Below are 13,743 nucleotides of genomic sequence, written 5' to 3'. Positions count from 1 at the left end.
TGCCCGCCGACCCTCGGCGCCGACCGTCCGCGGACCTACGCTCGCGGGAGCGGCACCCGAGCAGGGCCCGACGACGACAGGGCGGCGAGATGGCTTCGGACGAGGACGGCGAGAGGCCTGGGGGCGATGCGGACCCCACGGTCGTGGGCGGCGTCGTCGCCGCGGTCCTCGGGCTGGTCGCGGCCGTCGCGATCGGCGGCACCGGAACCGGGACCGGGAGCGCGTCGGACGCGCCGCCGTTCACCGCGTCCCCGGTCCCCGCGGCCGCGCCCGTCACCCAGGCGGGCGCGCTGCCCCTGTGCGGGTTCCCCCGCCTCGAGCAGGTGACCGACGACGGCGTCGACACCGAGGCGCTGGACGGGATCCGCACGGTCGTCGACGACGTCGTGACGTTCGACGACGGCGAGCTCGTCACGTTCCGCGTGCTCGACGGCGCGGCGTACGTGCTCGAGTGGGACCGCGAGGCGACGTACACCGTGACGCGCTACGACCTCGCGACCGGGGACGCGGAGGCGACGACGCCGGTCGAGCTCGACTGGGACGGCGCGAGCGAGACGTTCCGCACGGACTCCTTCGAGGTCGACCCGGACGGGAGCGTCTACCTCCTCGACACGCTCATGCACCGCCGCGACCTGCTCAAGGTCGCGCCCGACGGCTCGACGACGTGGTCGACGACGATCCCCGCGGGGGAGCACACGGCGGGCGACCTGCTCGACCTGTACGGGACGGTGCGCTGGACGGACGACGGCGGGACCGTCGTCGGCGTCCAGGAAGCGGGCGAGGTCCTGCACGAGGTGTCGGGCGACGGGGGGCTCCTCGCCGACACCCCGTTCGAGGGCGCGGTCCTGGCGCAGCTCCCGGACGGCACGGCCCTGGTCCAGACCGACATGCGCGACGACGAGCGCCGCACGCTCGACCTGCGCGCCGTGGGGCCGGAGGGCGACGACGGGTCCTTCCACCTCGGCGCCTCGTGGGAGCGCGGGCGACCGTTCGGCGTCCCGCGCGTGCCCTGGCTGGACGACACGACGGGCGCGACCACCGGACCGTCGTCGGGGTCGGAGGGCGACGGCCTCGTCGTCGCCGACGAGAACCTCGGGTTCCGGTGGTGGGGGAGCGACGGCGTGTTCCGGGGCGTGTGGCCCGACACGCACAAGGACCTCGAGCAGCCGTTCGCGCTGTGGGAGAGCACGCCGGTGCTGCGCGACGGCACCGCCGGGGACGCGCCGTACTACGTGCTCACGCACGGCGAGGACGGCGGGTTCGCGATCACGGAGATCACGGCCGACCGCATGGCGTACCAGCTCGGCGCGCCGGTGAAGTACAACGCGGCGAACGAGGAGCTGTTCGGCGGCCTCGGGCTCGGTGCCGGGCTGCTCGTGGACGCGCCCTACGGCGTCTTCCCCGACGGGACCGCGCCGCGCGTGGTCGCCGCGTTCGACGACGCCTGGGGCGCCTCCTCCGGGACGTACCGCCTGCGCTACCAGGTGCGTGGCGACCCGCGCGTGTGGGACCCGGTGATCGGCGAGGAGACCGTCGTCGACCTCCCCGCGGAAGGGGGCGACGTCCCGCTCGACCTGCCGCCGACCCGACCGGGCGTGTACGAGGTCGACGCCGCGCTGGTCGACGCCGCGACGGGCGAGGCGGTCTCGGGGACGTGCCTGCGCTACACCGTGGCCGCCGCGGGCAGCGGGCTCGACCCGGCGGCGCTCGCCGACGGCGCGGACTGGGGCGGTGCCGGCCCGCTGCGCGGCGTGCAGCTCGCCGACCAGCTCGGCGTGGGCAGCCACCGCACGCAGCTCGACTTCGGGGCGATCGTGCCCGACCCGACCGCCGAACCGGACGCCGCCGCGCTCGTCTGGGACTCCCTGCCGAACGCGGCCTTCGAGCCCGACGAGGAGGAGGGCGAGGAGCCCGCCGACGTCGACCCGTTCACCGAGCTCGCGGCCGCCGCCGAGCTCGCCGAGGAGACGGACGTGGTCCTCACGCTCCAGCTCGGCTCGGGCGGCGAGGCGGAGCAGGCCGCGGTCGAGGCCGGCACCTGGGAGGGGTGGACGCGCGAGATCGTCGCCGCCGTCCACGAGCACGCGCCGCAGATCCGCTACTGGCAGCCGTGGAACGAGCCCAACAACACGGGCTACGAGGACGCGGCCGCGTACGAGGAGGAGGTCGGCGCGCCGTTCGCGGCGGGCGCTCGCGACGCGTCGGCCGACGTCGCCGTGGTCGGGGGCAACACGCTCGGGATCGAGCCCGCGTGGTGGGCCGACCTGGTCGCGGCGGGCGGCTGCGACTCGCTCGACGTCGTCGGGATCCACCCCTACACCGGGTTCAACCGGTCGTGGGAGGAGGAGGGGTTCTCCGCGGACGGCGCCGAGCTGGACCGGCTGCGCGAGGCGATCGGTCCGTGCGGGGACGTTCCCGTGTGGGACACCGAGTCCGGGTGGTGGTCCGACGGCGTCGCGAACTTCTGGGCGGGCGGGTCCGACGTCGTGCGCAAGCTCCTCTGGTACGGGCTCGAGGGCGTCGACGAGTGGACGTACTTCTTCTCCGAGGGCGGGTTCGGCGAGGCGGGGAACTCGTGGTCGCTGCTCCAGTACGGGCAGTACGTGAAGCCCGCCGGCGCCGCCTTCGCGGCGAGCGCGGCGTTCCTCGACGGGTTCGGGCCGCCCGAGGCGGTCGTGACGGGGACCCCCGGGGTCCACGCCGTGCGCGCGCCCGGTACGGGCGAGGTCGAGGGCGCCGAGCTGCTCGCCCTGTGGAGCGAGGACCTGTCCACCACCGTGCGGCTCACCGCGCCGGGCGGCGCGGTCACCGTGACCGCGCGCGACCCGTACGGCGCCGAGCGCGGCCTGGAGGTCCCCTCCGGGGGCGTCGAGGTCCCGGTGAACGGCGCGCCCGTCCTGCTCGTGGCGCCCGCGGGCACGGTGCTCGAGGTCGCCCCCGTCGAGCCGTTCGGCGACGACGTGCTCGAGGGCCGGCCGGCGACCGCGACGTCGACCCACGAGGACGCGAGCGGTCCCGACGTCGTGACGTCGGGGACCTTCGCCGTGCGCGAGCCCTGGCGGTCGGGGCGCCTGACGGACGGGTCGGTCGACGAGGCCCCCGTTGTCGAGGTCACCACCGACGGCCCGCGCACGATCGACCGCGTCGCGGTCGCGACGGCCGGCATCCGGTGCTGCACGTCAGGACTGCGCGACTACACCGTCTCCGTGCGGACGCCCGACGGCGCGTGGCAGGACGTCGCGCAGCAGACCGACCAGTTCCTCGACCGCGTCGCGCTCTTCACGTTCGAGCCCGTCGAGGTCACGGCGGTGCGCGTGACGCTCCCGATGACGACCGAGCGCGACGTGCCCGTGCTCGCGGCGAACTACACGGGGATCGTCGGCGGGCTGCACCCCGACTTCATCCCGCTCGCGACGGAGAGCGAGTGGATCGCGACGATCAGCGCGGTCCGGGCGTGGGAGCCGGTGGGGTGAGCGCCGTCGCCCGGGTGCGGGCGCGGTCAGCCGCGCGCGGCGACCGCTCGCCAGATCGCCGCGTGCTGCGCAGCGCTGCGCTCCCACGTGAACGTGGCCGCGCGCCCGCGCCCGCGCCCGACGAGCGCCTCGACCTCGGCGTCGCGCGTCGTCACCCACAGCAGCGCCTCCGCGAGGCTCGCGCCGTCCGGCTCGGCGAGCACGCCGCCGTCGCCCACGACCTCGGGCAGCGAGCTGGTGCGCGCCGCGACCACGGGGACCCCGGCCGCCATGGCCTCGAGGGCGGGCAGCCCGAACCCCTCGTAGCGCGACGGAACGACGACGGCCGCGGCGCCCGCGACGAGCCCCGGCATGAGCTCGCCCGGCAGCCGACCGACGAGCCGCGTGCCGGGCAGGTCCGCGAACAGCGCGGTGCGCCGGGGGTGCGGCGGCCCGCTCATGACGAGCGTGAGGTCGGGGCGCGCGGAGCGGACGGCGGTCCACGCGACCGCGAGCTCCTCGAGGTTCTTGCGCCGCGACGCACCGCCCGCGTGCAGCACGTACGGGCCGTCGACCCCGAGCGCCGCGAGACGCTCGCGGGGGAGCGGCTCGGCGGAGAAGTAGACCGGGTCGACGCCGTTGTAGGCCACGGACGGTCGCTCGGCGAGCCCGAGGACGTCGGCCGCCTCGTCCGCGCTGAACTCCGACACGCACACGACCGCCGCCGCGCGGCGGACCTCCTCGGCGGCGGCGCGCACCGGCGCGGACTCGTCGTCGTAGCGCCACGACACGACGTCCTGCACGGCGACGACGTCGCGCGTCGGGTGCGGCGGCAGGTCGAGCCCCACGCGGTGCACGACCGCGCCGCGCGGGTAGACCGCGCGGCCGACGGCCCGGCGCACCGCGGGGCTCGCGGAGCCGAGGCGTCCGAGCGGGAGCCGGTGGGTCCCGGCGAGCGGGGAGCGGAGCGAGCGGAAGACCGCGCGCTCGACGGACCAGCTGCCGGTCGCGCCGGCGGGACCGTCCGCGAGCGCTCCCGCCGCGCGCGAGGCGACCTCCTCCTGGTACACCTGGGCCCCCATCGGGACCTCGACCGCGACGGTCGCGACGACGAGCTGCGGCATCGGGAGGGTCCCCCTCGGGGCGTGGTGCGCGGCGGGCGCGGCACGGTCGGGACGACCGGAGCGGTCGGTAGAGTGGCCCACTCTAGTGGCGCGGACGCCCCGCCGGACCTGCGGGAGCGGGTGATGAGCGGGTGATCGTGGACCGGGCGCGGGCAGCCCCGCGAGAGGGTGAGGGACGCATGGCAGGGCGTCGTGTGGCACTGGTCGCGAGCTCGTTCGACCCGCACACCGGAGGCGTCGAGTCGCACGTGCGCCACGTCGCCAGGGTGCTGGCTGCGCGGGGGACCGCGGTGGAGGTCTGGACCGTCGACCGCGGCGAGCGGCTCGGCACGCGCCGCGTGGACGGCGTCCTCGTGCGCTACCTGCCGACCCCGCAGCCGTCGAGCCGGCCCGGCGACGTCGCCCGGTTCGCCCTCGCCGCGCCGGGGGCCGCGCTCGCCTGGGGCCGGGCGTTCCGGGCGTTCCGGCCCGACGTGCTGCACGTGCAGTGCTTCGGCCCCAACGGCGCGTACGCCCTCGGCCTGCGCACGCTCACCGGCACCCCGCTCGTGGTCAGCTCGCACGGGGAGACCTTCGCGGACGACCACGCCGTGTTCGAGCACTCGCGGCTGCTGCGCGCGGCGCTCGAGCGCTCGATCGGCGTCGCGGGCGCGGTGACGGGGTGCTCGCGCGTCGTCGCGGACGACCTGGTCCGCTTCGGGGCGCCGGACGCCGTGGTCGTCCCGAACGGCGTCGACCTGGCCGGGCACGACGCGGCCGGGGGCGACCAGGTCGATCACCGTCCGCAGGACGCCGCGGCGGGGGAGCCCGCGCGGCCGGGCCCGGCGCGCGAGCCCGTGGTCGTCGCGGTGGGCCGGATCGAGCACGTCAAGGGGTTCGACCTGCTCGTGGACGCGTTCGCGTCGTCGCCCTTGCGTGACCGGGCGCGGCTCGTCGTCGTCGGCGACGGGAGCGAGGCGGACGCGCTGCGCCGCCGGGTCGCGTCGGCGGGGCTGACGGACCGCGTCGAGCTGCCCGGGCGGCTGGACCCCTTGGAGGTGGCGGCCCGCCTCGCGGCTGCGGACGTGGTCGTCGTGCCGAGCCGCGCGGACGCCGCCCCGCTCGTCGTGCTCGAGGCGTGGCGGTCGGGTCGGCCGCTCGTCGCGACCGTGCGGGGCGGGCCCCCGGAGATCGTCACCGACGGCGTCGACGGCGTGCTCGTGGACCCCCAGGACACGCAGGCGCTGGCGACCGCCGTGCTCGGCCTGCTCGACGACCCGGAGCGCGCGCAGCGGATCGGGGCCGCCGGCCGCCGGCGGGTCGAGGACTTCACGTGGGAGCGCGTCGTCGACCGGTACGAGGACCTCTACGCGGGGCTCGCCGAGGTCAGGCCGAGGGGTCGCCGACCCGGGGAGGCTGGGGCGTCCCGTCGGTGACGGCGGGAGCCGCGGCCGGGGGCGCCCCTGCCGCGCGAGCCCCCTGCGGGACGTCGAGCAGCCACACGACGGCGACCGTGACGCCCGCCGCGACGAGCAGCGAGCCGACGACGTCGCTCGGTCGGTGCGCATAGGTCACGACGGAGGCGAGGGCGGCGACCGCGGTCACCCCGAGACCTGCCCAGCCCGCGACCGCGCGCGACGTCGGCCACGGCCACAGGAGCCAGATAGCGATGCACAGGCCGCCGACCACCGCGACGTGACCGCTCGGGAAGGTCTGGTAGGCGTAGCCGTACCCCCCGAGGTCCGGCCGCACGAGGACCTCGCGGAGCCCGAGCGCGATCCCGACCGTCCCGAGCACGACGACGACGGCGGCGAGGAGGTCGCGCCACGCGCGGCGCACGAGCGCGACCACGCCCAGGACGGCGACGACCGCCGCGCACGCCACCGGGAGACCCCGGCGCAGCGCCCCCGCGAGGTCTCGCCCGGCGTCGTGCAGGGGAGCGAGGGTCCGGAACGCCCCGGCGTCGGCCCGCTGGCCCGCGACGGTGAGGTGCGAGGCGGCCCAGAGCGCGACGAAGGCCGCGACGAGCAGCACGAGCACCACCAGGAGCGCGGAGGAGCGGGGCCGGGCCGGCACGGAGGCCGGCGCCGCAGACGTGGACACGCCCCGAGCATGACGGAGCAGCGGGGACCGTGTCACCGGTCGCGAGCGGGAGACGCCGGGTGAAAACGTCGCGCCGCCGCCGGTCGACGTGTGGGCGCCGGGGCGTACGCTGGGATCCGTCGTCTCGCACGACGTCAGCCCGGACCCGCTCGCCCCTCGGTGAGCCTCGGTCCGGGCCGTTCGTGCTGCCCCGTCGTGTCCTCAGCCAGCCCCGGTACCGTCCTCGACCCGGGCCCGCCCCGCGCGCGGCCGCCGACGCTCCCGATCACCGTCCTCGGAGGGACCTCACCGCATGAACCTCACCGGCATCCTGCCCGCGCTCCTCGCCGACCCCGCAGCGACGGCGGCGGTCGAGCACGTGCGCGCCCGTGGCGAGGCGGACGTGGTCGGTCCGGCCGGCGCGCGCCCGCCGCTGCTCGCCGCGATGGCCGGGGCACGGGCCACGGGCCCGGTCGAGGGCACGGCGTCCGACGGCACGGCGGGGGGCGCGTGGGCCCCGGGCTCACGTCCCCTCGTGGTCGTGACGGCGACCGGGCGCGACGCGGACGAGCTCGCGGCGAGCGTCCGGGCGTACCTGCCGGACGAGCTGGCCGACGTGGTCGCCGTGCTGCCGAGCTGGGAGACGCTGCCGCACGAGCGGCTGAGCCCGCGCGCGGACACCGTCGCCAAGCGCATCGCCGTGTTCCGCCGCCTCGCGCACCCGGATCCGGAGATCGGGCCGCCGGGGCCCGTGCGCGTGCTCGTCATGCCCGTCCGCGCGCTCCTCCAGCCGGTCGTGGACGGGCTGGGCGAGCTCGAGCCGGTCGAGCTGCACGCCGGGTCGACGGCGGACCTGACCGACGTCGCGGAGCGGCTCGTCGCGGCCGCGTACACGCGCGTGGACATGGTCGAGCGGCGTGGCGAGTTCGCCGTGCGCGGCGGCATCCTCGACGTCTTCCCGCCCACCGAGGACCACCCGCTGCGCGTCGAGTTCTGGGGCGACGAGGTGTCGGAGATCCGTTGGTTCGCGGTCGCGGACCAGCGCAGCCTCGAGATCGCGGAGCGCGGGCTGTGGGCGCCGCCGTGCCGCGAGATCCTGCTCACCGAGTCCGTGCGGGCGCGGGCGGCGGCGCTCGTCGAGCAGCTGCCGGGCGCGGTCGAGATGCTCGACAAGCTCGCCGCGGGCGTCGCGGTCGAGGGCATGGAGTCGCTCGCGCCGGTCCTCGTGGACCGCATGGTCCCGGTGCTCGAGCTCGTCCCCGACGACGCGCTCCTCGTGCTGGACGACGCCGAGCGCGTCCGGCGCCGCGCGCACGACCTCGTCGCGACCACGGAGGAGTTCCTCGCAGCCGCCTGGACGGGGGCGGTCGCGGGCGGGACGTCGCCGCTCGACCTGTCCGCGGCGTCGTTCGAGACGTTCGCGGAGGTGCGCGCGGTCGCCCAGCGTCGCGGCCTCGGCTGGTGGACGCTCTCGTCGTTCGCGCTCGACAACCCGGACCTCGACCTGCCGACGGACGCGGTCTCCGACGCAGGTGCGCGGGCCGTGGACGGCGCGGGCGCGTCGTCGGGCACGACGGCCGCGCACGTGGGCGAGAGCGCGGACGGCGTCCCGACCTTCACGCTCGGCGCGCGCGACGTCGAGTCGTACCGCGGCGACGTCTCGCGCGCGCTGGACGACGTGCGCGGGCTCCAGCACGCGGGCTGGCGCCTCGTGCTCACGACCGAGGGCCACGGGCCCGCCAAGCGCATGGTCGAGCAGCTCGGCGCCGTCGACACGCCCGCGCGCCTCGTGCTGCGGCTCGACGACGAGCCCGACGGCGGCATCGTCCTCGTCACCCCGGCGATGGTCGGCAAGGGCTTCGTCGCGCCGGAGCTCCGCCTCGCCGTCTTCTCCGAGGCCGACCTCACGGGCCGCGCGGGCACGAGCACGCGCGACATGCGCAAGATGCCGAGCCGGCGCCGCAACGTCGTCGACCCGCTCCAGCTCAAGGCGGGCGACTTCGTCGTGCACGAGCAGCACGGGGTGGGGCGGTTCGTCGAGCTCGTGCAGCGCACGCTCGGCACGGGCGGCAACGCGGCGACGCGCGAGTACCTGGTCATCGAGTACGCGTCGTCGAAGCGGGGCCAGCCCGGAGACCGGCTGTTCGTCCCGATGGACCAGCTCGACCAGGTCACCAAGTACACGGGCGGCGAGTCCCCGAGCCTCAACAAGATGGGCGGGGCCGACTGGGCGAAGACGAAGACTCGCGCGCGCAAGCACGTCAAGGAGATCGCGGGCGAGCTCATCCGCCTGTACTCGGCGCGCATGGCGACGCAGGGGCACGCGTTCGGCGCCGACACCCCGTGGCAGCGCGAGCTCGAGGACGCGTTCGCGTACGTCGAGACGCCGGACCAGCTCGCGACGATCGACGAGGTCAAGGCGGACATGGAGAAGACGGTCCCCATGGACCGGCTCGTGTGCGGCGACGTCGGCTACGGCAAGACGGAGATCGCGATCCGCGCGGCGTTCAAGGCGGTCCAGGACGGCAAGCAGGTCGCGGTGCTCGTGCCGACGACGCTCCTGGTCCAGCAGCACCTCGAGACGTTCTCCGAGCGGTACGCGGGCTTCCCCGTCACGGTGAAGGCGCTCTCGCGCTTCCAGACGGCCAAGGAGTCCGAGGAGACGATCGAGGGCCTGCGGCTGGGGAAGGTCGACGTCGTCATCGGCACGCACCGGCTCATCACGGGCAGCATCCGGTTCAAGGACCTCGGGCTCGTCATCATCGACGAGGAGCAGCGGTTCGGCGTCGAGCACAAGGAGACGCTCAAGCAGCTGCGGACCAACGTGGACGTGCTCGCGATGTCCGCGACCCCGATCCCGCGCACGCTCGAGATGGCGGTCACGGGCATCCGCGAGATGTCGACGCTCGCGACGCCGCCGGAGGAGCGCCACCCCGTCCTCACGTACGTGGGCGCGTACGAGGAGAAGCAGATCGCCGCCGCGCTGCGCCGCGAGCTGCTGCGCGAGGGCCAGGTGTTCTACGTGCACAACAAGGTCGAGACGATCGAGCGCACGGCGTCGAAGCTGCGCGAGCTGGTGCCCGAGGCCCGCGTGGGCGTGGCCCACGGCAAGATGAACGAGCACCAGCTCGACCAGGTGATCCGGGCGTTCTGGGAGAAGGAGCTCGACGTCCTCGTCTGCACGACGATCATCGAGACCGGCCTGGACATCTCCAACGCGAACACGCTCATCCTCGAGCGCGCGGACATGCTCGGTCTGTCCCAGCTCCACCAGCTCCGGGGCCGCGTGGGCCGTGGGCGCGAGCGCGCGTACGCGTACTTCCTCTACCCGCCCGAGCGGCCCCTCACCGAGACCGCGCACGACCGCCTCGCGACCATCGCGGCCCACACCGACCTCGGCGCGGGCATGCAGGTCGCGATGAAGGACCTCGAGATCCGCGGCGCCGGAAACCTGCTCGGCGGTGAGCAGTCCGGGCACATCGCGGGGGTCGGGTTCGACCTCTACGTGCGGATGGTGGGGGAGGCCGTCGCGAACTACCGCGGTGACGGACCGGAGGAGCAGCCCGAGATCTCCATCGAGCTGCCGGTCGACGCGCACCTGCCCGAGTCGTACATCGCGACCGAGCGGCTGCGGCTCGAGGCGTACAAGAAGATCGCCGCCGCGACCGACGCGCCCGAGCTCGCCGAGGTGCGGGCCGAGCTCGTGGATCGCTACGGCGCGCTGCCGGACGTCGCGTCCGCGCTGTTCGACGTCGCGGACTTCCGCAACCACGCGCGCCGCGCGGGGCTCACGGACGTCACCGCGCAGGGCAAGTTCATCCGGTTCGCGCCGGTGGACCTCGCCGAGTCGGCGCAGCTCCGGCTCAAGCGCCTGTACCCGGGCACGCTGCTCAAGCCGGCGATCCGCGCGTTCCTCGTCCCGTACCCGACGACGGCGCGCATCGGCGGCCGGCCGCTGCGCGGTGCCGAGGTGCTCACGTGGGCGCGCCAGCTCATCGACGCCGTGATCCTCGGCGAGGTGAGCGCCGCCGCGGCTGTCGGGACGTCGTCGGGCGCGCGCTGACCGGGGTCAGCTCTTGCGGCCGTCGAGGAAGTAGGCGATGGGCCCGACCCAGTTGACGAGCAGCGCGAGCCCCCACGCGAGCTTGGTGCCGTTGACCTGCTCCGCCGGGCGGCGCAGCAGGTCGCGGTACGCCGCGGCGGTGAGCGTGACCTGTGCCGCGCCCACGACCCCGACGGCGATCTTCTGACCCTTGGTCAGGTCCTTCCAGCGGCGCTTGGTCCCCATGTCGTCGTCTCCTCTCGTGGTGCGTACCGCTCGACGCTATGCCGTCCAGGCCCACGGTGCACGGCCCGCGGGCCGGCAGTGGTCGGTGGTGCACGAGCGGCGGGCTCGCGGCGAACGAGTGCGTCACGGGTCGTGACAGCGCGCACCGCGCTCTGTAAGGTTGCTGCAACATCCGGAAACTCTCTGCAACGCCGCTGAGTACCGGACGCGCGCCCGACACCCCGGGGCGCCGGTCAGCACCGCGTGGCCTCCCGCGCTCGATGCCGAGCGCGCCGTCGGCCGCAGCACCTCGAAGGAGCAGCAATGACGCGCACCACCGACCCCGCCGGTCCGCCGGCACCCACCCCGACGCCCGTCGCCGGTCACGGTCCCCGGCGAACGTCCAGGCGCACGAGCCGCGGGGACGGTCGCCTGCGGCGTCTCGTCGCGGCCGCGGCGTCGGCCGCCCTGGCGCTCGGCGCGGCGCTCGCCGCCACGGTGCCGGTCGCCGCGCCCGCCGCAGCCGCGCCGCCCGTACCGACGCCCGTCGTCGACTCCCCGAACGGTCGGGGCGACGTGATCCTCAACCTCTTCCAGTGGACGTGGGACTCCGTGGCCGCCGAGTGCACCAGCACGATCGGCCCGGCCGGGTTCGGCTACGTCCAGGTCTCGCCGCCGCAGGAGCACATCCAGGGCACGGCGTGGTGGACGTCCTACCAGCCCGTCAGCTACAAGCTCGAGTCCAAGCTCGGCACCCGCGCCGAGTTCCAGCACATGGTGAGCACGTGCAAGACGGCGGGCGTCGGCGTCGTCGTCGACGCGGTCGTCAACCACACCGCGGGCGCCGACACCGGCTCCGGCACGGGCACCGGCGGGACGAGCTACTCGGTGGACAGCTTCCCCGGAGTCCCGTACGGCCCGAACGACTTCAACGACTGCCGGTCGAACATCAGCAACTACGGCGACCGGTACAACGTCCAGAACTGCCGCCTCGTCTCCCTCCAGGACCTGCGGACGGGCTCCGACTACGTGCGCGGCAAGATCGCCGGCTACCTCAACGACCTGCTCTCCCTCGGCGTCGCCGGGTTCCGCATCGACGCCGCCAAGCACATCCCGGCCGCGGACCTCGCGGCGATCAAGGCGCGGCTCACGAACCCGAACGTCTTCTGGGTGCACGAGGTCATCGGCGCGAGCGGCGAGCCGATCCAGCCCTCGGAGTACCTCGGCTCCGGCGACTCGCACGAGTTCTTCTACGCGCGCGAGCTCAAGTCCCGGTTCGACGGGCAGATCAAGGACCTGCGGACCATCGGCGACAACAAGCTCCCCTCGGACCGCGCGGGCGTCTTCGTCGACAACCACGACACCGAGCGCAACGGCGAGACCATGAACTACAAGTGGGGTGCCAAGTACCGGCTCGCCAACGCGTTCATGCTCTCGTGGCCCTACGGCGCGCCGAGCGTCTACTCGGGCTACACGTGGACCGACAAGGACGCGGGCGCCCCTGGCGCCTCCGCGACGTCGGTCCCCGACGCGAGCTGCTCGAGCAGCGCGTGGGTCTGCACGCAGCGCTGGACCGAGATCGCGGGCATGGTCGGCTTCCACAACGCCGTCGCCGGGACCGCGGTGACGAGCTGGTGGGACGACGGGAACAACCACATCGCGTACGGCCGCGGCAGCAAGGGCTACGTGACGATCAACAACGCCGCGAGCGCCGTCACGCGCACCTACCAGACGTCGCTCCCCGCCGGGACGTACTGCGACGTCGTGGCGTCGAAGGACTGCGCGAAGACCGTCACCGTCTCGGGCTCCGGCACCTTCACCGCGACGGTGCCGGCGTACGGGGCGCTCGCGCTGCACGTCGGCGCCGTGGACGACGGCGGCACCGGCGGCCCCGGTCCCGTCGACCCGAGCGGCACGACGACCGTCTACTACGCGACCGACAAGGGCTGGAACGCGTACAACGTCCACTACCGCGTCGGCACGGGTGCCTGGACCGCCGTGCCCGGCGCGGCGATGACCGCGGCCTGCACGGGCTGGGTCTCGAAGGAGGTCGCCCTGCCGGCCGGAGCGACCGGCGCCGCCGCGACCGTCACGGCGGCGTTCACCAACGGCTCGGGGTCCTGGGACAACAACGGCGGCAAGGACTACTCCCTGACTGGTGCCGCGGTCGCCGTCTCGGGTGGGGCTGTCGCGGCCGGTGACCCGTGCGAGGACGAGGGCGAGGGTCCCGGTCCCGTCGAGGGTCAGGGAGACGCGTCGTTCGCCGTGACGGCGACGACGACGTGGGGGCAGGGCGTCTACGTCGTCGGCAGCATCCCGGCTCTGGGATCCTGGGCACCCGCGAACGGCGTCGCGCTCTCGGCCGCGAGCTACCCCGTCTGGACCGCGACCCTCGACCTGCCGGCCGGGACGACGTTCCAGTACAAGTACGTCAAGCGCGACGGCGGGGGGAACGTCGTCTGGGAGAGCGGCGGCAACCGCACCGCGACGGTCGGGCCGGACGGCTCGGTGACGCTGTCGGACACCTGGAGGTCGTGACCTCGCACTCCCGGCCCCGCCCCGGTCTCACCAGACCGGGGCGGGGCCTCCCGCTGTGAAGGCTGGCTGCCGGACCCCACCGCTCGCAGCCCGCTCGCCGACCGCCGAGGGAGAACCGTGGTCGGCCGAGGGAGAACCGTGGTCGGCCGAGGGGGAAGCCGTCGTTGGCCGCGATGGAGCTGCGACGTGCCGGAGTCACTCCTCCGGCGTGGGCGGAGGGCGACGGGAAATAGTTCAACCGTTGTCTGAACCCGGTGGGTGCCCCTAGGGTGTGGCCGGGCGCGCCGGTGCGCCCGGGGGC

At 74.9% G+C, this 13,743-nt stretch carries 7 protein-coding genes; 4 read left to right on the top strand and 3 right to left on the bottom strand.

The genetic code is table 11. The annotated features are described in order from the left end of the window. Positions 1-89: 89 nt before the first annotated feature. Entirely contained in the window at positions 90-3,473 is a 3,384-nt protein-coding gene (locus tag ACN9MS_RS15720) for a hypothetical protein (protein ID WP_426309402.1), read from the top strand. A gap of 26 nt (positions 3,474-3,499) precedes the next feature. Here ACN9MS_RS15720 and ACN9MS_RS15715 read toward each other — a convergent pair whose 3' ends face one another. Further along, on the bottom strand, positions 3,500-4,576 hold the full coding sequence (locus tag ACN9MS_RS15715; RefSeq protein ID WP_426309401.1) for a glycosyltransferase family 4 protein: 1,077 nt from the start codon (positions 4,574-4,576) through the stop codon (positions 3,500-3,502). 179 nt (positions 4,577-4,755) lie between these two features. On the opposite strand from ACN9MS_RS15715, the gene ACN9MS_RS15710 reads away from it, so the two are divergent. After that, a complete protein-coding gene (locus ACN9MS_RS15710) occupies positions 4,756-5,991 on the top strand; it encodes a glycosyltransferase family 4 protein (RefSeq protein ID WP_426309400.1) in 1,236 nt (411 codons plus the stop codon). Here ACN9MS_RS15710 and ACN9MS_RS15705 read toward each other — a convergent pair. Beyond that, positions 5,942-6,658 carry a phosphatase PAP2 family protein gene (locus tag ACN9MS_RS15705; protein WP_426309399.1) on the bottom strand — a complete coding sequence of 239 codons (717 nt, stop codon included), beginning with the start codon at positions 6,656-6,658 and terminating at the stop codon, positions 5,942-5,944. The two genes, ACN9MS_RS15710 and ACN9MS_RS15705, sit on opposite strands and share 50 nt — an antisense overlap. A gap of 292 nt (positions 6,659-6,950) precedes the next feature. Between ACN9MS_RS15705 and mfd the strand changes: the two genes are divergently transcribed. After that, complete coding sequence (mfd, locus tag ACN9MS_RS15700) at positions 6,951-10,700, top strand: transcription-repair coupling factor (RefSeq protein WP_426309398.1); 3,750 nt, start codon at positions 6,951-6,953, stop codon at positions 10,698-10,700. Positions 10,701-10,706: 6 nt separating this feature from the next. On the opposite strand, the gene ACN9MS_RS15695 is transcribed toward mfd, so the two are convergent. Next, a complete protein-coding gene (locus ACN9MS_RS15695; protein WP_047234128.1) occupies positions 10,707-10,925 on the bottom strand; it encodes a PLD nuclease N-terminal domain-containing protein in 219 nt (72 codons plus the stop codon). Positions 10,926-11,228: 303 nt separating this feature from the next. Between ACN9MS_RS15695 and ACN9MS_RS15690 the strand changes: the two genes are divergently transcribed. Further along, positions 11,229-13,442 (top strand): carbohydrate-binding module family 20 domain-containing protein, encoded by a 2,214-nt coding sequence (locus ACN9MS_RS15690; RefSeq protein ID WP_426309397.1) that lies wholly within the window; start codon positions 11,229-11,231, stop codon positions 13,440-13,442. The last annotated feature ends 301 nt before the right edge of the window (positions 13,443-13,743 follow it).

This window comes from Cellulosimicrobium sp. E-16 (genome assembly GCF_049913115.1).
Taxonomy (GTDB): domain Bacteria; phylum Actinomycetota; class Actinomycetes; order Actinomycetales; family Cellulomonadaceae; genus Cellulosimicrobium.
This window is presented reverse-complemented; position numbering and strand designations above follow the sequence as displayed.